At 63.1% G+C, this 20,287-nt stretch carries 17 protein-coding genes; 3 read left to right on the top strand and 14 right to left on the bottom strand.

Annotated elements, in window-relative coordinates:
- Positions 1–4: 4 nt before the first annotated feature.
- From NKH59_RS02220 to murA, 8 genes are all read right to left on the bottom strand, one after another.
- On the bottom strand, positions 5–1,006 hold the full coding sequence (locus tag NKH59_RS02220; RefSeq protein WP_352502982.1) for a serine hydrolase domain-containing protein: 1,002 nt from the start codon (positions 1,004–1,006) through the stop codon (positions 5–7).
- Positions 1,007–1,074: 68 nt separating this feature from the next.
- Positions 1,075–2,823: an ABC transporter ATP-binding protein gene (locus NKH59_RS02215; RefSeq protein WP_352502983.1), complete on the bottom strand. Its 1,749-nt coding sequence runs from the start codon at positions 2,821–2,823 to the stop codon at positions 1,075–1,077.
- Positions 2,820–3,659, bottom strand: coding sequence for an ABC transporter permease (locus tag NKH59_RS02210; RefSeq protein ID WP_352502984.1), 840 nt, complete (start codon positions 3,657–3,659; stop codon positions 2,820–2,822). The genes NKH59_RS02215 and NKH59_RS02210 overlap by 4 nt, the downstream gene beginning before the upstream one ends.
- The gene (locus NKH59_RS02205) at positions 3,659–4,618 is read right to left on the bottom strand and encodes an ABC transporter permease (RefSeq protein ID WP_352502985.1); all 960 of its coding nucleotides are present in this window, start codon (positions 4,616–4,618) and stop codon (positions 3,659–3,661) included. The genes NKH59_RS02210 and NKH59_RS02205 overlap by 1 nt, the downstream gene beginning before the upstream one ends.
- 34 nt (positions 4,619–4,652) lie before the next feature.
- Entirely contained in the window at positions 4,653–6,173 is a 1,521-nt protein-coding gene (locus NKH59_RS02200) for an ABC transporter substrate-binding protein (RefSeq protein WP_352502986.1), read from the bottom strand.
- A gap of 99 nt (positions 6,174–6,272) precedes the next feature.
- Positions 6,273–7,196 (bottom strand): N-acetylmuramic acid 6-phosphate etherase, encoded by a 924-nt coding sequence (murQ, locus tag NKH59_RS02195; RefSeq protein ID WP_352542256.1) that lies wholly within the window; start codon positions 7,194–7,196, stop codon positions 6,273–6,275.
- A 184-nt stretch (positions 7,197–7,380) separates the two neighbouring features.
- Positions 7,381–8,271, bottom strand: coding sequence for a glucosamine kinase nucleotide-binding domain-containing protein (locus tag NKH59_RS02190; protein ID WP_352502987.1), 891 nt, complete (start codon positions 8,269–8,271; stop codon positions 7,381–7,383).
- Positions 8,268–9,524: a UDP-N-acetylglucosamine 1-carboxyvinyltransferase gene (gene murA / locus NKH59_RS02185; protein ID WP_352542244.1), complete on the bottom strand. Its 1,257-nt coding sequence runs from the start codon at positions 9,522–9,524 to the stop codon at positions 8,268–8,270. Before murA ends, NKH59_RS02190 begins: the two co-directional genes overlap by 4 nt.
- A gap of 187 nt (positions 9,525–9,711) precedes the next feature.
- On the opposite strand from murA, the gene NKH59_RS02180 reads away from it, so the two are divergent.
- The 3 genes from NKH59_RS02180 (at position 9,712) to NKH59_RS02170 (ending at position 12,848) form a co-directional block, all read left to right on the top strand.
- Positions 9,712–10,560, top strand: a complete 849-nt coding sequence (locus tag NKH59_RS02180; RefSeq protein WP_352542243.1) for a MurR/RpiR family transcriptional regulator — start codon at positions 9,712–9,714, stop codon at positions 10,558–10,560.
- 236 nt (positions 10,561–10,796) lie between these two features.
- Positions 10,797–11,906 carry a carbohydrate kinase gene (locus NKH59_RS02175; protein ID WP_352542242.1) on the top strand — a complete coding sequence of 370 codons (1,110 nt, stop codon included), beginning with the start codon at positions 10,797–10,799 and terminating at the stop codon, positions 11,904–11,906.
- A gap of 12 nt (positions 11,907–11,918) precedes the next feature.
- The gene (locus tag NKH59_RS02170) at positions 11,919–12,848 is read left to right on the top strand and encodes a pseudouridine-5'-phosphate glycosidase (protein ID WP_352502990.1); all 930 of its coding nucleotides are present in this window, start codon (positions 11,919–11,921) and stop codon (positions 12,846–12,848) included.
- Between the two features lie 35 nt (positions 12,849–12,883).
- Here NKH59_RS02170 and NKH59_RS02165 read toward each other — a convergent pair whose 3' ends face one another.
- The 6 genes from NKH59_RS02165 to NKH59_RS02140 all read right to left on the bottom strand — a co-directional run bounded on the left by NKH59_RS02165 (position 12,884) and on the right by NKH59_RS02140 (position 20,282).
- Entirely contained in the window at positions 12,884–14,275 is a 1,392-nt protein-coding gene (locus NKH59_RS02165; protein WP_352680985.1) for an FAD-binding oxidoreductase, read from the bottom strand.
- A gap of 604 nt (positions 14,276–14,879) precedes the next feature.
- Positions 14,880–16,160: an amylo-alpha-1,6-glucosidase gene (locus NKH59_RS02160; protein WP_352542240.1), complete on the bottom strand. Its 1,281-nt coding sequence runs from the start codon at positions 16,158–16,160 to the stop codon at positions 14,880–14,882.
- A 31-nt stretch (positions 16,161–16,191) separates the two neighbouring features.
- The gene (locus NKH59_RS02155; protein ID WP_352542239.1) at positions 16,192–17,232 is read right to left on the bottom strand and encodes an ABC transporter ATP-binding protein; all 1,041 of its coding nucleotides are present in this window, start codon (positions 17,230–17,232) and stop codon (positions 16,192–16,194) included.
- Between the two features lie 21 nt (positions 17,233–17,253).
- Positions 17,254–18,096 carry a carbohydrate ABC transporter permease gene (locus tag NKH59_RS02150; RefSeq protein WP_352542238.1) on the bottom strand — a complete coding sequence of 281 codons (843 nt, stop codon included), beginning with the start codon at positions 18,094–18,096 and terminating at the stop codon, positions 17,254–17,256.
- Positions 18,093–18,938: a carbohydrate ABC transporter permease gene (locus tag NKH59_RS02145; protein ID WP_352542237.1), complete on the bottom strand. Its 846-nt coding sequence runs from the start codon at positions 18,936–18,938 to the stop codon at positions 18,093–18,095. Before NKH59_RS02145 ends, NKH59_RS02150 begins: the two co-directional genes overlap by 4 nt.
- A 75-nt stretch (positions 18,939–19,013) precedes the next feature.
- Entirely contained in the window at positions 19,014–20,282 is a 1,269-nt protein-coding gene (locus tag NKH59_RS02140) for an ABC transporter substrate-binding protein (RefSeq protein ID WP_353020755.1), read from the bottom strand.
- Between the last annotated feature and the right edge of the window lie 5 nt (positions 20,283–20,287).

Here is a 20,287-nt window from a genome sequence, read left to right as displayed (position 1 = left end):
GTTGTCAGGCTCCGTTGACGAGATCGCCGACCGCTTGGCGAAGCGCTACGATCCCGCTGTTGAAATGACGTGTCGGATGGATCCGGTTGGTGAGCAAGGTCCAGGCTCTGCCTTTGTCGAAGTCGACCCACAGCCCGACACCGGTAAAGCCGGTATGCCCGATGGTTTCGGGGCTGCATAACCGGCCGCCGGACCAGCCTTCGTAGGGTCGCTCCCAGCCATGGGTGCGGGTTGCCGACAAGGGCGTGCGCATTAGCGCGATCGAACGCTGCGACGCGCCGGTCCCGTCCAGCAGCCCTTGCGCAAAGTCGAGGACCGAAGCCGCCGTTCCGAACAGGCCGGCGTGACCGGCACCTTGCAAGGCCGAGCAATTGTCGTCGTGGACTTCGCCGCAGAGCACGCGATGACGCCATGTGCAGTCTTCGGTCGCCGCCGCTTGATCTGGTTCGGCGGAGAACGCGAAGCCCGGACCGGGATCCATCTCGCGAATGGTCTTGCCAGACAGGCGCTCTAGGACGAAGCCGAGCAGGATGAAGTTGATATCAGAATAGACCGGCTCGCCAGCCTGCCATTCGCGCTGCAGGATGAAGGCGCGCAGCAGGTCCGGATCGTGGCCATAGGTGTAGATCGGCGCGACGGCGGGAAACGGTGTCTGATGGCCGAGACACTGGCGAAACGTTACGTTCCGTTCCCAGGCTTTTTCGTCATATTGGCGAAGGTCGGACAGGACGGAAATCAGCGGCGCGTCGAGGTCGATGACGCCTTCTTCCGCCAGTGCCAGGATACGCGACGTGGTGAAGATGACTTTGGTCAGGGAGGCCAGGTCGAACCATGTCCCGACATGCATCGGCCGTATCTTGGGCACGACTTGGGCTGAGCCGATTGCCCGGACGATGCGTTCGCCGTCCCCGTCAACTATGCCGAGCACGCAGCCCGGAATGCGCGATGCGGCCACGGCCGCTTCGAGCGGGGCGAATGCGCGGGAGAAGAAATCATGGTCGATCAACTACGCCTCCGTTTGGAAGGCAGCGAGGGGCTGTCCGTCTGACTCTGCATGCTTTCGAGCGACAATCATCACGCTTCCACCCGTGCCCTATGATCCGGCCCGAATTGCTGCCAATTGGCCGGCCCCGGCTCAAACCCCAGCGGACGCACGAGCGAGGGGACCTGGCGCGTGTCCAGCTCGAAACGTTCATGCCGCCGGTCTATAGTAGGAACGGCCGCGATAAGCTGTTTGGTATAGGAGTGCTTCGGCTCCGAGAGCACCGATCTGGCATCGCCGATCTCGACGATCTGGCCGGCATAGATGACCGCGATGCGATGGGCGATCCGCTCGACGACAGCCATGTCATGCGAGATGAACAGATAGGCCAGCCCGAATTCACGCTGCAGCTCGATCAAAAGCTCCAACACCCTGGCCTGCACCGACACATCGAGCGCCGAAACCGCTTCGTCGAGGACGACAACCGAAGGATTGAGCATCAGCGCGCGAGCGATGCACAGGCGTTGCCGCTGGCCGCCGGAGAATTCGTGCGGATAGCGCTGCAGGCTGTTTTCCGGAAGGCCGACGCGTTTCAGCAGCGCGGCCATTTTCGCCCGCGTTTCAGCAGTTATCCGTCCGCCGGTAGCGATCACAGGCTCTGCGAGGATGCTTTGGATGGTGAGTCTGGGATTGAGCGAGCCATAGGGATTCTGGAACACCATCTGCATGGGAAGGGCGCTCTGCCCGGTGACGGGCTTGCGCGCGCTGGCCGAGATCGTGCCGCGCGTCGAGCGCACCAGCCCCAGAATCGCGCGGGCGGTGGTGGACTTTCCGGAACCGCTCTCGCCGACGACCGCCAATGTCTCGCCCGGCATTAGCTCGAAATCCACACCGTCCACGGCATGGACGGCACCGCTGGTACGGCTGAAAAACCCAGCCTTGACCGGAAACCGCACTACGAGGCCATCGACCTTCAGCGCCGGCTCGGCAGCTTTTTGCGTTTCGCGTTGCACGTCCTTGCGTGCGGCACTGCCGCCGGCGAAATGCGGCACCGCATGAAGCAGATGCCGCGTATAGGGATGCCGCGGATCGTCCAATATCTGGTTCAATGCGCCCTGCTCGACAGCTTCTCCGCCTTGCATCACCATCACCTTGTCGGCGATGCCTGCAACCAGACCGATGTCGTGGGTGATGAAGATCATCGACATCCCGGTTTCCTGCTTCAACTCGGCGAGCAGCGCCATGATCTGCGCCTGCACCGTAACATCCAGCGCCGTCGTTGGCTCGTCGGCAATGAGCAGGCGCGGGTTGCACGCAATCGCCATGGCGATCATCACCCGCTGCAGCATGCCGCCCGAAAGCTGGTTGGGCGTGTATTTCAGCCGCCGTGCAGCGTCGGGAATACGCACGCGGTCGAGCGCGTCCTTGGCCGCCGCCGTCGCTCGCCGGCCGGTCAGGCCGCGATGCAGGCGAAACGATTCCTCGATCTGCCTGCCGATGGTCAGCACCGGATTGAGCGAGGTCATCGGCTCCTGGAAGATCATGCCGATTTCGCCGCCGCGGATCTTCGTCAATTGCGGCTCGGCTGCGGCTGTCAGGTCGAAGGTGCTGCCGTCGGCCCGCCTCAGCTTGATCGACCCGCCGGTGATGCGGCCGCCGCCATAATCGACGAGGCGATTGATCGACAGCGCCGTGACCGACTTGCCCGAGCCGCTTTCGCCGACGATGGCCAGCGTTTCGCCGTCGGCGAGATCGAAGCTGACGCCGCGCACGACCTCATTGGCTTGCGGGTTGCGACCGAAGCCGACGCGCAATCCGCTGACGGACAGCAGCGGGATCATGCGATCGATCTCCGCATCTTCGGGTCGAGGACATCGCGCAACGCATCGCCGAGCAGGTTGAAACCGAGGATGCCGATCATGATCGCCACGCCCGGGAAGATCATCAGCCAGGGAGCTGTCTCCATCAGATTGCGGCTGTCGCTCAGCATCAGGCCGAGCGACGCGGCGGGCGGCTGCGTGCCGAGCCCGAGGAAGCTTAAGCCGGCTTCGGTCAGCAGTGCCCAGGCCAGCGCCAGCGTCACCTGAACCGTCAGTGGCGCCACCAGATTGAGCAGCAGATGCCGTGTTACGATATAGCCCGCACTGCTGCCGAACGTGCGGGCCGCGTCGACGAACTCGCGCGCCTTGAGCGACAGAGCCGGACCTCGCACGACGCGCGTGAAGATCGGTGTGTAGACGACGGCGATGGCAATGACGCTGGTCGAGGTTCCCGGTCCCGCAACCGCGACGATCAGCAGCGCCAGCAGGATCGCCGGGAACGCCAGCACAACGTCCATGATGCGCATCACCATGCCGTCCCAGCGGCGCCCGAACCAGGCTGCCGCCAGCCCGAGCACGGTGCCGGCCAGTGTCGCAAAGGCGACCGAAAAGAAGGCCACGATGAAGGACTGGTCGATCCCGGTCATCAGCCGACTTGCGACATCGCGGCCGAACAGGTCCGTGCCCATCCAGTAGATGCCGTCAGGCGCATGCAGTCGCTCGACCCGGTGCTGCGTCAACGGATTGTGCGGCGTCAGCCCCAGCATGCCAAGCACGGCAAGCAGCAGATAAAGCGCAACGATGGCACCGCCGATCCGGCCGCTGGGATGCGCAAATATAGCCCGCAATGTCGCCATCAGTGCTCGCTTAGCCGGATACGCGGGTCGAGCGCGACATAGGCGAGGTCGACGAGGAGATTGACGATCATGAAGTTGAAGGCGATGAATAGCACGCTTCCCTGCACCAGCGCGTAGTCGCGCTGCAGGATGGCATCCAGCACCATGCGGCCGAGACCGGGCAGCGCATAGATCTGCTCGACGATGACAGCTCCGCCCAGGAGGTAGCCGAACTCTATGCCGCTCAGCGTCACGACCGGGATGAGCGCGTTGGGCAAAGCATGCCGCCAGATGACGCCGCGCGCCGAAACGCCCTTGCTGCGCGCCGTCCTGACATAGTCGTCGCTGAGCACATCGAGCATCGCCGAACGCGATATGCGGGTCACCGAAGCCGCGAAGGCAAATCCAAGCGTGACCGCAGGCAGCAACAGCTGGCCGAGATTGCGCAGCGGATCCTGCCACAGCGGCGAAAACTCGCCCATCGCCGGCAAAACGCCAAACCCCGCCGACAGCGTGTAGATGATCAGCAGGGCAAGGACGAAGTTCGGCGTCGACTGCCCGATCATTGCGACAACGCGCACGCCGAGGTCGGATAGCTTTTCATTATGGGTGGCGGCAAAAATCCCGGCCGGCATGCCGACAACCAGGGCGATGATCATCGACAGCAAGGCGAGTTCCAGCGTTAGCGGGAAACGCTCGAGGATGACGTCGAGCACCGGCCTGCCATAGGTGGACGAAATGCCGAGATTACCTTGGAAAAGACCAAGCAGCCAGCGCCAGTATTGGATGAACCAGGGCTGGTCGATGCCGAAATAAGCTGCAAGCGCATCGCGCTGCTGCGGCGTCAGCAGGCCGGCTTCGGTCCCCAGCATTGCCGTGATCGAATCGCCCGGAACCATCCTGATCGCCAGGAACACCACGATGGACACGCCAAGCAGGACGAGAGGGAAGGTCGCCAGTCGCCGCATCAGATAGTTCACGCGAAGAATATCCTCTCGTCCGGCATCAAAGCAGCTACTGGATCGTCACCTTGGCGAGGCTGAACAGCGAACCTGTCGGCACCGGTTCGAATCCTGCGATATTCTTCTGCTGTGCCGTGTAGCTGTAGGACGTGTAGAGCCAGATCCAGGGCGACATCTCAGTGATGTGCTTCTCGAAGTCGGCGAAGATCGCTTTGCGCGCTGCCGGGTCGGTCTCGGTGCGGCCCTTCTGCATAAGACTGTCCAGCGTGTCGTCGACATAGTTCGCCACCTTCTGCAGATTGCCCGTCTTGGTCCAGTAGCGGTTGTACATAGTGTAGGGATCGGCCCTGCCGCCGTTCAGCGCGACGGCCATGTCGAAATCGCCCTTCAGCCAGGCGTCGACATAGACGTTGAGCTCCATCATCTTGATGTCGAGCTTGACGCCGATTTCTGCGAGTTGCGACTGGATGACCTGGGCTTCCGCCGCTGCCGTCGGCGGCTCGCCGGTGGCGCCGATCACGGTCGCCGAAAAGCCGTCGGCATACCCGGCTTCGGCCATCAACTGCTTGGCCTTCTCAATGTCGCGCTTATAGCAGAACAACTGCTTCGGATCGGTCGCCAGTGCCGGGATGGTCAGCGGGCCGGTGACCTTGCCTTCGCCGAGCGAGGCGGTGTCCAGCACTTCCTGCCGGTCGATGGCGCAGGAAATCGCCTGACGCACCTTGAGTTCGGTCATCGGTTTGCGGGAGGGATTGAGCTGCAGCACGTGATAGGCAAGCACCGGCACGCGGTTCAACTGCAGGCTGGCTTCCTTGGGCACCAGCGTGGCGACAAGCGGATCGTTGAGCAGGGCAAAATCGATCTGCTTGGTGCGCATCGCCGCCAGGATCGCCGTCTCGTCCGGCAGCACGCTGATATCGATGCCGTCGACGCCGGTCGCGCCGCCTGCCCAGTCCTTGTTGGCGACAAGCACTTCCTTGGAATTCGGATCCCATTTTTCGAGCTTGAACGGACCCGAGCCGATCGTTGTCGTGCCGATCGAGCCAGTCGCGATTTCGCTTGCCGGGACGATCGCCGCGTTGACGTCGCTCATCGCCGTCAGGATCGGCACATCCGGCTGCGAGAGGTGGAACACGACGGTGGCTGGATCGGGCGTGTCGATGCTGGCGATCGAGAGAAAGTTCGCGCGCGCCGCAGCACCCGTCTTCTCGTCGAGTATGCGCTCGAACGATGCCTTGACGTCGGCCGAGGTCACGGCGGCGCCGTTCTGGAATTTTGCTTTCGGATTGAGCTTGAAGCTCAGCTCCTTGCCGCCCGGCGAGAACTGCCATGAATCGGCAATCGCGGGCGTGATTTGCAGGTTTGCGTCGAGCCGCACCAGCGGTTCGTAGATCAGCTCCAGCAGCCGCAGTGAGGAGAATGCCGTCTGCTTGTGCGGATCAAGACCGGTGGCGTCCTGCGACCACGCCATATGCAGCGTCGCCGCACTCGCCTGCACCGGTAGCGCGGCGATGCCAACCATTGCCGCGAGCGTCATGCCAGAAAGCAGTTTCTTGCCAATGTGCCGTACCATTGTCGTCTCCCATTATTGTTAAACCAGATGCCTTGCAGTTCCCCGGACCGCTTCAAAGGGACACACGCCCCGGAACATCGGCCCAGTATCCATGCGGTTTTACACCGTCTTTTCGCCTATCGCCTTGCGCAGGAAACCTCCCGCGTTGGCAAGCGCCTTACGTGCTTCTTCGACACCCATGCCGGTGATCGTCACGAGGATTGCCAGTTTTACATCATTGCCGGTCTGGTCGAGTGCCTGTCGTGCCTGCTGTGCCGCGCAGCCGGTCGTCTGCATCACGATCCTGACCGCCCTTGCGACAAGCTTCTTGTTGCTTGGATTGAGGTCAACCATCAGGTTCTGATAGCTCTTGCCGATGCGGATCATACTGGCGGTGGACAGCATATTGAGCACCAGCTTTTGCGCGGTTCCCGATTTCAGCCGGGTCGAGCCGGTGAGGACCTCCGGGCCAACCACCGGAGAGATGGCAATATCGGCAATGCCGGCAATGGTCGATCGAGGATTGCAGGACAACGCCACGGTGGTGGCTCCCACCTCCTTGGCATAGGTCAGGCCGCCGATGACATAAGGTGTGCGTCCGCTGACAGCGATGCCGACCACCACGTCGTCGGCGGTCAGCTTGATGTCCTGCAGCGCCTTTATTCCCTGTTTCGGATCGTCCTCGGCGCCTTCCGCAGAGTGCACCAGCGCGTCGACGCCGCCGGCGATCAGGCCCACCACCATGTCCTCGGGTACGCCGAAGGTCGGCGGGCATTCCGAGGCGTCAAGGACGCCGAGCCGGCCGCTGGTGCCAGCCCCCATATAGACAAGGCGTGCACCGTCCTGGAACGCGCTCACGATCCGGTCCACGGCCGCAGCAATATCGGGGATGACCTTCTCGACGGCTGCCGCAACGCCTTTGTCCTCGTCATTGATCTTGCGCAGCACCTCGAGGGTCGGCAACAGATCGATGTCCATGGTTTTCGGGTTCCGGTCCTCGGAAACCAGCCGCTCCAGCTCCGACATCAACCCTTGTTCGACCACTTCGCTTACTTTCAAGTGCGACTGCGAGCAGGACTGTGATGCCCACAGCAAGCGGCGTCCAGTGCCTGCACCTGGCCGTCGGCTCCGTACCGGCTGCGCCGGTTCTGTTTCGTTAACTTTTTAGAATTCGATATTCCCTGTGTCAACAGAAAGTAGGAATATTATATTCCTTGCGAGCAAGGCATCACTGGCGGCAGAGGGATTTTCTGGCCAGGATTATGGCTCCCGAAACCGCGTCGCCGTCGGCCGGCTTCAGCCGTCGGCGGACGTCGGGAGCGAGCCATGGCTCAAGCGGGCTGGACAACCCTCCGAGCAGCGTAACCCGCGGCGCGCCTTTTTCGAACAGCACCCGCACGAAGGTGTCGATCTGCTCGGCAGCGCCTTGCACGATCCGCCGACCGGCCGGATCGCCCTGATCGGCATGGCGGATCACCATCGGCGCCAGGGCGGCATAGTCAGTCGCACTGGCGCGGTCCATCCAGGCCACCGCCTCGAACGGATCGTCCTTGAAGCGCTGCATCACCTCGGCCAGCAGCGCCGTCCGCTCATGCCGACTGTCATGGGCTCGCAAGGCAAGCTGCACTGCCTTCAGTCCGAGATCGGCGCCGCTGCCCTCATCGGAAATCGGAAAACCGTAGCCGCCGACGCGCAGGTCGCGCCCTTCGACAAAGCCGAGCCCGATCGAACCGGTCCCGGCTATGACGATGGCGCCGTCTTGACCCGAATGCGCGCCAAGGCAAGCCGCGACGCCGTCGCTGACGAAGTCGATGCTCGCAAAGGGTTGTTCGATGCCATGAAACGCCTCGAGCGCACCCTTACGGCCGATGCCGGCAACACCGATACCCGCGCGGATCCTGGCGATTTCCGCCGCCGTGAACCCTCCCTCTTCGATCGCCGCGCCAAAGGCTTTGGCAATCGAGGCCCAGGCCACCTCTATACCGAGTCGCGTTGTCGCCGGGCCCGACAGGCCTTGCCCGAGCACGGTTCCTGCCTCGTCTTCGATACGCGCCCGGCAGCCGGTTCCGCCGCCATCGACGCCCAGGAAATAATGCGGAGACGCCCCACCGGCACTCATTGCCTTATTCGTTCGATCTGGGCACCGCACAGCCGGAGCTTGCGGTCCAACTGCTCGTACCCGCGGTCGAGATGATAGACGCGATTGATCGTCGTCTCGCCCTCCGACACCAGCGCTGCCAGCACCAGCGAGACGGAGGCGCGCAGGTCGGTCGCCATCACTTGCGCGCCCTTCAGCTTCTCGCCTCCGCGCACCAGCGCCATGGTGCCTTGCAGCTTGATATTGGCGCCGAGCCGCATCAGTTCAGGCACATGCATGAAGCGGTTCTCGAAGATCGTCTCGCGCAACAGCGAAGCGCCCTCGGCACAGCACATCAACGCCATGAACTGCGCCTGGAGATCGGTCGGAAAGCCCGGATATGGCTCCGTCGTCACGTCGACCGCCTTGAGCGGCCCGTCTCTCGACACGATCAGCCCGCGGTCGCCCGGCCATATTTTCACACCGGCTGCTTCGAGCAGCTGGACGATGGATGCCATGTGCTCGAGCCGCGCGTGGGTCAGCTCGAGCTGACCGCCGGTGATGGCCGCTGCGACGGCATAGGTGCCGGCCTCTATCCGGTCCGGGATGATGTCGTGCGTGGCGGCGCGCCAGTCTGTGCTGCCCCCGATCAGGATGCGGTGCGTGCCGGCGCCCTCGATCTGCGCGCCCATGTCGTTCAGGCAGGCGGCAAGATCGGCCACCTCCGGCTCGCGGGCCGCGTTGAGGATCTCGGTCTCGCCGTTTGCCGTCGTCGCCGCCATCATCGCCGTTTCGGTCGCGCCGACCGACGGCGAGCTCAAAACGATGCGCGCGCCTTTCAGTCCGCCCGGCGCAGACGCGACGATCAGTCCGTTTTCGATCGCGATATCGGCGCCAAGTGCGGCAAGTGCGGCGACATGCATGTCGACCGGCCGTGCGCCGATCGCGCAGCCGCCAGGCAGCGAGACCCGGGCATGGCCGAAGCGGGCAAGCAGTGGACCGAGAACCAGCACCGTCGCGCGCATGCGCCTGACTGTATCGTAGCTTGTCTCCCTGGAAGCGGCGGCACTGGTATCGATTGTGGCGGCATGCGCCGATCTGGTGACTTCGGCCCCATGAAGGCCGACGACGCCAAGCATGTTATCGACATCCGTCACCTCAGGCAGGTTGGTCAGCTGCAGCGGATAGGGGCTGAGCAACGCCGCCGCTATTTGCGGCAAGGCCGCGTTCTTGGCGCCGGAGATCGTAACCGCGCCCTCAAGCCTGTGCCCGCCGACGATCCGCAATTTGTCCATGGCTCTGACCTAATCCCGAGCTGTCGGCGAGTCTACGATCTTTTCATGTCCGAATCGTCGACATGCCCGAAGGCTGGGCCGCAACTGCATCAGTCGAGATTTGATGGTTCATTCTTGGCTGTCAATCAGAGACGGAATAATTTATTCCTTGGCTTGGCATTGTCGATGACAGGCAATGGGGGAACGCATGTCCGTCCTGAAGAAGATCGAGGCCAAGCTCGAAGTCATGGCGCCCGGCGACCGCGAGATCGGTCGGTATATCGTCGATAATCCCGACCAGATGCTCCGCCTGTCGACGGCGGCGCTTGCCGCCGAGATCGGCCGCAGCCAGTCGAGCGTCGTCAAGTTCAGCCAGAAGCTCGGCTATTCCAGCTATCAGGAGCTTAAGCTCGCCGTCAGCGAGGCCAAGTCGCAGGAATGGCACGTGCCGGCCGGCATGATCCACGGTTCGATCGAGGTCGGCGACAGCTATCTGGTCATCCTGCGCAAGCTGATCGGCAGCAAGCTCTTGTCGATGCAACAGACCGTCGCGGCCAACACCGAGCAGGAAATCGGCAAGGCCCTCGAAGCGTTGAACGGTGCGCGCCGCATTCATTTGGCCGGCGTCGGCGCATCCTCGCTGGTGGCGCGCGATTTTTCCTACAAGCTGATGAAACTCGGCCGCAACGTGCTGCACGACAGCGACAGCCATGTGCAAATGGCCAATGTCTCGACGCTTGGACGAGGTGACGTGCTGTTCGCGCTCTCCTATTCCGGGGCGAGCATCGAAACCCTGCGGATAGCTGAACTTGCCCGCAAACGTGGCACCACCGTGATCGCCGTCACCGGACTTCGCGACAATCCGCTGAGCCGGGTTGCCGACATTCGCCTCCACACGATCGCCGATGAAGAGCGCGCGCGCTCTTCATCGATAACTGCGCGTGATGCACAACTGACGCTGACCGACCTGCTGTTCATCCTGCTCGTGCAGAAGCAGCCTGACGCCAACGAATACGTCCACAACAGCGAATTGGCCGTCTCGGTGCTGAAGGCTTAGCGGTATTCGCGGCCTGGTGTTAAAGAGTCCCGTTTTTCGACGGAATCCCCGCGGCGTACGGACCTTCAGCGTGAGCACGATCGATACGTCGATACAGTCGCCAAGTGGACTGACTGGGCGTCGCCGAAATGCGGGCAGTCGACTGGAACGCCCAGCTTCAAACAAATATTGACAAGAGCATCTGTTGTTTAGAATATCGTACATTCAGCCTCGAATTTGGCGGGCCAGGTGAGACGATGGACGACATTGGAGCACAGGAACAAGCGGTTCTCGACCTCATTGCGGCGAATCCGTTCGCCGGCCAGCAGGATATTGCAACGGCGCTCGGCATTGCCCGCTCGACGGTTGCGGCCCACATCGTGCAACTCGTCAACAAGGGATACATTCTCGGCCGTGGTTACGTCTTGCCGACGTCAAAGCGCATGGTCTGCGTCGGCGGCGCGGTGCTCGACCGCAAATACCACGCCAAGAAGGATCTGATTTTCGAGACGTCGAACCCGGTCGACGGCTATCGCAGCTTCGGCGGGGTTGCCCGCAACGTCGCCGAAAACCTTGCCCGCCTCGGCGTCGACATAAGCTTCGTCTCGATCGTCGGCGACGATGAAACCGGCCGCTCACTGGTGCGGCATCTGCGCGACCTCGGCGCCGATGTCAGCCAGGTCATCACCACCACGGAACGGCCGACGGCGGAATACGCGGCCATCCTCGACCGCAACAACGACCTCGTGCTCGGCATTGCCGACATGGAAATCTTCGATCTGTTTTCGTCGTCCTATCTCGACCGCTTCTGGCCGCATCTGGCTTCGGCGACATGGGTGTTCATCGACTGCAATCTGCCGGCCGCGACCCTCGCAGCACTGATGTCGCGCAAGCAGGGTGCGCGCTTCAAGCTCGCCGTCGACACGGTATCGGCGCCGAAATCAGCGCGCCTGCCGAAGGACCTGACCGGCATCGATCTTCTGTTCACCAATCATGACGAGGCCAATACGATGCTCGGCATGACGGATGCCGACAGGCGGCTGACGCCGGAGGAAGCAGCGGCAGCGCTGCGCGCGGCCGGCGCCGGCGAGGTGATCGTGACCGTGGGCGCGCATGGATTTGCCGTTGCGACTGAGAGCGGTGTGACGACCATGCACTCCGTCCCGGCCAAGCCCGTCGATATCACCGGCGCCGGTGACGCGATGATCGCCGGCACACTGTACAAGGTGCTTTCGGGTGAGCCGGTCGCTCATGCCGTGCGCACCGGCGCGCTGCTTGCCACACTGACCACCGAGAGCGAAGCCAGCGTCCATCCCGATCTGTCGCCGCGCTTCCTTGCCGCCGGCATGTACCGCATTCCTGCCTGAAAGCGAGATGATATGAAACCTTTCCTTGTCCACCTGAACGATGAAGTCGCTGCTGCGCTTGATGAAGGCCGCGCGGTGGTGGCATTGGAATCGACGATCATCACCCACGGCATGCCCTATCCGGCCAATCTGGAAACTGCCCGTGGTGTCGAGACCGTGGTGCGTGAAAACGGCGCCGTGCCCGCCACAATCGCAGTGGTCGCCGGCAAGATCAAGGTTGGCCTCGACGACCGTGAGCTGGAAGAGCTGGCAGCGGCAAAGGGCGTGGTCAAGGCTTCCGGGCGCGATCTCGCCGCCATCATGGTGCGCGGCGGCTCGGCCGGAACCACCGTCTCGGCGACGATGCGGATCGCCGCGTTAGCCGGGATCGGCATTTTTGCGACCGGCGGCGTGGGCGGCGTGCATCGCGGCGCCGAAGCCACTTTCGATATCTCCGCCGACCTGACCGAACTCGGCCAAACCGGCACGACCGTGGTCTGCGCCGGAGTTAAGTCGATCCTCGATATTGCGAAGACGCTGGAATATCTGGAAACTCAGCGCGTGCCGGTGATCGCCTATGGGAGCGATGATTTTCCGGCTTTCTACACCCGCTCCAGCGGGCTCAAGGCCGATCATCGCCTCGACACGCCCGACGAGATCGCGCGAGCCATGCTGCTGCATGACGAGATGGAATCCGGCACCGGCATTCTCGTCGCCAACCCTATTCCCGAAGCGGACGCGCTCGATCCGGCGTTCATCGACGGCACGATCGCAGCGGCCGTGGCTGAGGCCGAGAAGCGCGGCATCGGGCGCAAGGAACTGACGCCGTTTCTGCTCGCACGCATCAATGAGCTTTCGCAAGGCCGCAGCCTGAAGGCCAACATCGCGCTGGTCCGCAACAACGCCGCGCTTGCTGCCCGCATCGCGGTTGCGCATGCGGAATTGAAGGGCGCGACCAGATAGAGACAGCGCCCGGCCAGCGCTACGCACCTTCGATTTCAGCCCGGCGCGAGGTCGAAGATGCGCCCGGCATTGAGGATGTTGTTCGGGTCGAAGGCTGCTTTCAGGCGCCGCATGGCCGCGATCTCGGCGTCGCTGCGCACAAGGTGCAGCCATTCCTTCTTGTCCAGGCCGATGCCATGCTCGGCCGAGACGCCGCCGCCAGCCGCGGCCACGCGCCGGTAGACGATGTCGTATGCGGCCGCCGGATCCCCGGTGCGAACCTGATAATGCAGATTGCCATCGCCAAGATGGCCGAAGACGTAGACGTCGGCGCTGCGGTCGACGGCCTTGATGACGGCTTCTGTTTCGCCCAGGAAAGTCGCCATTCTCGCCAGTGGGATGCTGATATCGACGCCGATCAGGCCTGCCATCGAAAACAGGAAACGGTTGGCCTCCTCGCGCACCGCCCAGAGCGCCCGGAATTCGCGCGGCGATTGCGAGACGACCACGTCGTCGATCACGCCATCTTCAACCGCCTGCATCAGCACCGCGGCAAAACGTTCGCGGTCGCGGTCGGGCTCGCTGCCCTGTATCTCGGCAAGCACATAGACGGGCGAGCCGACCGGCAGCGGCGCCGGCGCCTCCATGCCGGCGATCATGGCGCCATAGAGCGGTGCGAAATTCACCTCATAGGCCGATAGCAAGGGCCCGAGCTTCCGCCTGAGCAGCGCAAGCAACGTGATCGCCGCGTCCAGCGAAGCAAGCGCGCAGAAGGCATTGATCTCGGTGGCCGGCTTCGGATGCAGCCGCAGGCATGCGCGCGTGACCACGCCGAGCGTGCCTTCGCTGCCGATGAACAATTGGCTGAGGTCGTAGCCGGAGTTGTCCTTCGCCAAACCCTTGAGCGAGGTCAGGATACTGCCGTCGGCAAGCACCGCTTCCAGCCCAAGCACCTGCGCCCGGTACATGCCGTAGCGCAGCACACGGATGCCGCCGGCATTGGTGGCGACATTGCCGCCGACGGTGGCCGTGCCGCGCGCTCCGATGTCGACGCCGAACAGCAAGCCGGCCGCATCGGCGGCTTCCTGCACCGCTTGCAGCGGCGCGCCGGCCTCGGCGATGATGGTCGCCGCCTCGCGGTCGATAGCCTCAACGGAAGTCATGCGCTCCAGCGACAGCACCGCTTCGCCGCGCTGGATGCGCGCCGCGCCCGCAAGACCGGTGCGGCCACCCTGGACGACGAGCCTTTGCCCGACCTCGTTGCACAGGCGCAGAATGTCCGACACCTCGCCGGTCGTGCGTGGACGCAAGACGATCGCCGGCGGCGCGCCGTCCTTGCCGTCGGGGTCTTCCCGGTAGCGTGGTCCGGCCTCCTCAGCCGAGACAATCGCTGACCTGTCCAGCCGCTTTTCCAGCCGCGACAGAAGCTCGGTAATTTTCTGCGACATGTGGCTCAAGGACATGAACGGCCCGGGCGCATCGACGCGGCCGGGAGAGGGAAGGGCGAGGGCTGCGAAAGCGGCCGTGGCTGATTTCTACTGTTCAGCAAATGTGCGGAAAACCCGCCAAGAATACAGCCGGTTGTCTTCGCCATGCGTCGCTCCTGTAACAGGTCGACCATAGGCGCGGCCGGCTATTTGTCAAACCTTTGACCGCAAGCGCTTACCTGCGGGCGGCCCAGTATTCTGGACCGAGGCAAACGCTCACTCACGCGTCCCAGGCGCCTCAGCCTCGGCGCAAATGAGCTTGATGTCGGCTCCCGCCGCCCAGGCGCCGATATCCTCCCGCCGCAGTGCCGCCGCCATCATGTCCGGAAACAGATCCGGGGTGCAGGCGAAGACCGGAATGCCAAGTGCCGCGAGCCGCGCTTCTCCCCGCCTCGACGCAGTATAGATAGCGGTTTGTGAAGAATTATTATAGCTCTGGCATGGTGAAGATTGGCATGCCTTGGCCCTGTTTTGATGGACCAGGACGTGCCTCAGACGCAAATAGTATCGACTGTTTTTCGGCGGACAGAACGGGCTTTGGTAGCCGGCGGCCTTGGCGGAAGCTTCAGGCTCTGCCCTTCAGGAACTCGATCACCATTGCCGCGGTCCAGGTGAAGCGATTGCCGCCGAGCGGCTCGCCGTTGAGGGGATCGTAATATTCGGCAAAACCGCTCTCGGCGATCAGCTCGAGACTGGATTGCGTGATGCGTTGTGCGATTTGGCTGTGGCCGGCGACGGCAAGGCCGTCGGCGATCATGTAGTTGACCACCAGCCAGACCGGGCCGCGCCAGTAGCGCTTTGGGTCGAAGCGCCCATCCTCAGGATCGTGCGACGGGACGATGCAACGCGTTTTGCCGGCGATGCGCTCGATCGTTGCAGCGATGGTCGCTGCCCGGCTTTCCGGGATGGCCGAAAATACCGACAGAATGCCGCCGACCGACGCGCTGTCAACATGCTTTCCGGCCACTCGGTCGAAACAAATGTACTGGCCATGCGCGTCGCTCCACAGCCGTTCCATTGCCGAAAGCCCCTTTTCGGCACGGGCGCGATTGGCTTCTGCGATTTCGGTTTCGCCAAGTGCCTCGGCGAGATCGGCAAGGTCGGCGGCGGAACGGATCAGGATGGCGTTGAAGCCGGGATCGACGACCTGGAATGGCGAGGCATCGTGCAGCCGGGCATTGTCCCAGCCAAGCCCGCGGAAATGCTGCAACAGCCAGACATAGCGGTCATACTGTGCCTTGGTTGGACGATGCGCCGGATCGGCGTGCAGGATGTCGCGGCGGGTGTAGGGCTCGACGCCTTCGGTCGGCACGCGCTCGAACGCCTCGTCCCAGTCGATCGAGTTGTCGCGACCGGACTCCCATGGGTGGATTATGGCGACCAGCCCTTCGCCGTCCGGGTCGCGATTTTCGTAGAACCAGCGGTGCCAGGCATCGATTTTCGGCAACAGTGCGCGGGCGCGCTCGGCCGCCGGGGTCTTGTCCTTGGCCTGGTCGAACAAGCGGCGCACGGCAAAGCCGGCGACCGCCGGCTGGGTGATGCCGGAGGTGGCAGTCGGGCGATTGGTTCGCCAGACCTCCGGCCCGGGGAAATAGCCGTCGCTCCAGACATGGAAGACGATGTGCGGCACCATGCCGTCTGGCCATTGGTGGGCGAACAGCGTGTCGATCTCGGTCCAGGCGCGCGCCTCGTCATAGTGGGCAAGGCCGAGCGCGGTCAGGCAGGAATCCCAGTTCCACTGAAACGGGTAGAGGCCCTTGGTCGGTATGGTGTAGGTGCCTTGGTCATTTTCCCTGAGCACCTCGACGGCGCGGGCGATGGTTTCGTCGACAGCAAGAGATATCATCGGGCGTTCGTACTTTCAGAATCGAAGGGGATCAAAGGGCGTTGGTGGTTTCGGGATCGAACCAGCGGATGCGATCGGGTTTGGGCGAAAGCCGCAAGTGATCGCCGACGGCGACCGTGGCATTCGATTCGAGGATGGCGCGGAACAGGCCGCCCTCGACGCCGCAGGTGACCAGCGTGTGCGGTCCGAGCGGCTCGACAACGCGCACGGTGGCGTTAATACCTTCGTTGCCGGCGTCTACATCCTCGGGGCGAATGGCGAATTCTATCGTCTGCTTGTCCGATTTGGGGCCGGGCAGCGTCAGCCCGGCGACGGTCCAACTGCCGTCGGCCGTCTTCGTCGCCGGGATGAAATTCATCGGCGGGTTGCCGATGAAGGAGCCGACGAAGCGGGCCGCCGGATTGCGGTAGACCTCTACCGGCGAGGCGGCCTGGACGATACGGCCCTGATGCATGACGGCGATGCGGTCGGCAAGGCTCATCGCCTCGACCTGGTCGTGGGTAACGTAGATGGTGGTGGTCTTGGACGCCGCGAGCACACCTTTGAGCTCGGCGCGCATTTCGAGCCGCAGCAGCGCGTCCAGGTTGGACAGCGGCTCGTCCATCAAGATCACGTCAGGCTCCATCGCCAGGGCGCGGGCCACAGCCACGCGTTGGCGCTGACCGCCGGAAAGCTGGCCCGAATAGCGCTTCAAAAGCTGTTCGATATGCATTAGCTCGGCGGTGCGGTTGACGCGCCCGTCGACCTCCTGCTGCGGCAGCTTCTTCATGCGCAGGCCGAAGGCGATATTCTCGAATACCGTCAGGTGGGGAAACACGGCGTAATTCTGGAACACCATAGCGATGCCGCGTTCGCGCGGCGGCAGATGGTCGACGCGACGGCCGCCGATCCAGACCTCGCCCTGGCTTGGCGTTTCCAGCCCGGCGACGATCCTCAGCAGCGTGGTCTTGCCGCAACCCGAGGCGCCGAGCAGCACCATGAATTCCTGGTCGGCGATGGTCAGGTCGATCGAATGCAGCGCGGTGAAGCCGCCGAAACGTTTTGCCACCTGCTTGATGACGATCTCAGCCATCGGCGTTCTCTTTTGTGCGCGTCATCGATTGGCGATCCCCCACATGGCGAACAGATATTTGCGGACGGCAAAAATGAAGATCAGTGCCGGGATAACCAAGGCAGCACCGCCGGTGAATTTGAGGTAGAGCGGCGATTCGCCAAGGCTCTGCAGCAGGAAGGCGGTCAGCGTCCGGTTCTCGATGGTGAGCACGGCGGCGGCAAACACCTCGTTCCAGGAGATGGTGAAGGCAAACACCGCGGACGCCGCGATGCCCGGCAGCGCCAGCGGCAGAATGACTTTTCGGAATGCCTGCAATCTCGTGCAGCCGAGCGTCCAGGCCGCCTCCTCCAGCTCGACGGGAATGCCGGAGAACAGCGAGAAAGTGATCAGCACCGCAAACGGCAGCGCCAGCGTGGTGTGGACCAGCGCCAGCCCGATCGCGGTGTCGTCGAGGCCGGTGCGGATGAACATCACCGCCAGCGGCAGCGCCAGCAGCGGCAGCGGGAAGGCGCGGGTCATCAGCACGAGGAAACGGAACGTTTCCTTGCCCGGGAAATCGAAGCGCGACAGTGCGTAGCCGGCCGGTGCGCCGAAGCCGATCGAGAGGATCATCGTCAGCGTGGCGACGAGCACGGAGTTCCACAGCGCCTTGGCGATGCCGGCGAAATTGATGAAGAAAGCAAAGCTGCCGAAATCGAATGACGGGAAGAAGCGCTTGGGAAAGGCGGTCACCTCTTCCGGCGACGACAGCGCGTTGACGATCAGCAGATAGATCGGCAGCAGCACCCAGACGCAAAGCAGGATGACGGTGGCGACCAGCAGCCAGTTGCCGGCTTTGCGGGCCTCAGGCGCGGCGATCGAGATCTCCGCGACAGTGCTCATATCCGCGCCTCCTTCGGCACACGCAGCACACGCAGGAAGAACAGTGTGAAACCGATCGAGATGGCGAGGATGAACAGCGCCATGGCGGCGGCGACATTGTGGTCCTGCAGCGTGAACTGCCAATTGTAGGTCTCGCCCATCAGCACCGGCAGATTGGTGCCGCCGAGTGCTGCAACCACGGCAAAGACCTCAAAGGCAAGGATGACGCGCAGGATGATCGCCGTCTGCAGGCTTGGGCGCAGCAGAGGCAGCGTGATCTTGATGAAGCGCTTCCACGGGCTAGCGCCAAAAACCTCCGCCGCCTCGTAGTATTCCCGGGGGATCAGCCCCATGCCGGCGACCAGAATGACCATCATGATGGCGGTCGCGCGCCAGATCTCGGCCAGCGCCACGGCGATGAAGATCGTCAGCTTGCTCTGGTAGCCGAGGAACATGACCGGGCTGTCGATGACGCCGAGATTGGAGAGCAAGGTGTTCAGGAAGCCGGACTGGTCGAAGATGGCGAGCCAGATCAGCCCGGCGGCCAGATCGGAGATGCCGAGCGGAATGGCGAAGATATAAAGCGCGGCGCTGCGTCCGGTTTCGAGCCGCGACACCGCGGTTGCCATCAGCAGTGCCATGACCAACTGAATCGGCACGACGACGACGCTCAGCAGTAGCGTATTGCGGACAGTGACCGGAAACTTCCAGCTGCCCGCCATGGTGCGGAAATTGTCGAGCGTAAAGCCGCCGTCGCGGGTGAACGCCTCGAAGGCGACCAACACGAACGGGTAGAGGAAGAAGACGCAGAGGAACAGCGCCGCCGGTGTCAGCAGCAGATAGGGCAGGGCCTTGCTGTGCATGGAGCGCTCTCTATTCGAAGCTTCAAAAGGGGTGGGCGCCCGGCGCGCTGGAAATCCGGACGCCCGGGAGGATTCTTAATCGACCGGGCAGGCGCCTTGCGAGGGCTTGTCGGGCGCCCAGCACGGCGCCTTGGCCTCTTCGATGATCGCTTTCAGCGCCGTCGCCTGTTCGTCGAGCACGCCGTGCACATCCTCGCCGCCGAGCACGATGCGCTCGAAGCTGTCGGTGTAGATCTGATTGAACTTGCCGCCGAGGCCGCCAAGTCCCATCGGCAGCAGCGCCGGCAATGCATCGGGAGCTCCGGTCATGGTGGCGATCACTGGGCTGAAGGCCTTCACCGAGGCCGGCATGTCGTCGGGCAGCTTGACGTCGACGATGGGGAAGAAGTTTGTCGCCTTCAGCGTCGCGATCTGGGTTTCCGGTTTCAGCATATAGGCGACCAGCGCCTTGGCCTTGTCCATGTCGGGCGAGGTCTTCGGGATAGCGATGCCGGCCACCACCGGCATGTAGCCGCGGCCTGACGGGCCAGCCGGCGCCGGGAAGGCGACGAAGTCATCGGGTTTCTGGTTGAAGGCGTCGGCGAGGCGCGCCACGTGATCGAATGCCACCCAGACTTCGCCGGTCAGCAGCGGCTCCTGCATGAAGGCATAGTTGGTCGAATTCGGGTTGGTGTATTGCCACAATTCCTTGAACTTGTTCCACGCCGTTTCGGCCTCCGCCGAGCGGAACTTCGTCACCATCGAGCCGGTATACGATGGAAGGAGAAAACCCTCGAAGAAACGGTGCTTCAGCCCTTTCGGGCCGGCCGGAAAACCGAATTTGGGCGAACCGGTCTTTTCAGCGATGTTTTTCGCCCACTCGATCAGTTGGTCATAAGTGATGGTGTTGAGATCGGTGCCGGCCGGCAGATATTGCAGCGCCTGTTTGTTGGCCGCCATCAGAAAGGTGGCCTGCATCCATGGAAGGTACTTCTGCTCGCCGGTGCCGAGCATGCCGAGCTTCTTGTAGGTCTCGTTGACCTTGACGCCACCGAGATCGACGCCAGAGAGATCGACAAGGTTCGCGCCGACGGTGGAGAAGTCTCCGTGCAGGCCGCCGAGCACGCCTATGGTGCCGGCGCCGGCCTGCAGTTCGGCCTGAAGGCGGGTGAGCCAGGGCCCGTCCTCGGCGACCTGATAGTCGACCTGGCCGTCAAACCCCTTCAGCACTTCGCTGCGCATCTTCTGTGTCTCTTCCACTGGTCGCGCCTGTGTCGACCAGAACAACACCTGCTGGGCTTGTGCTGCGCCGGCAGCAAGCGACAACGCCAGCACCGCACCTGCCAATGTCCTCAACGCATTCATCGTCG

Source organism: Mesorhizobium sp. M0998, assembly GCF_040318885.1.
In the GTDB taxonomy this organism is placed as follows: Bacteria; Pseudomonadota; Alphaproteobacteria; order Rhizobiales; family Rhizobiaceae; genus Mesorhizobium.
Note: the sequence above shows the minus strand (reverse complement) of the source record. Positions and strands in the feature narration are given on the sequence as shown.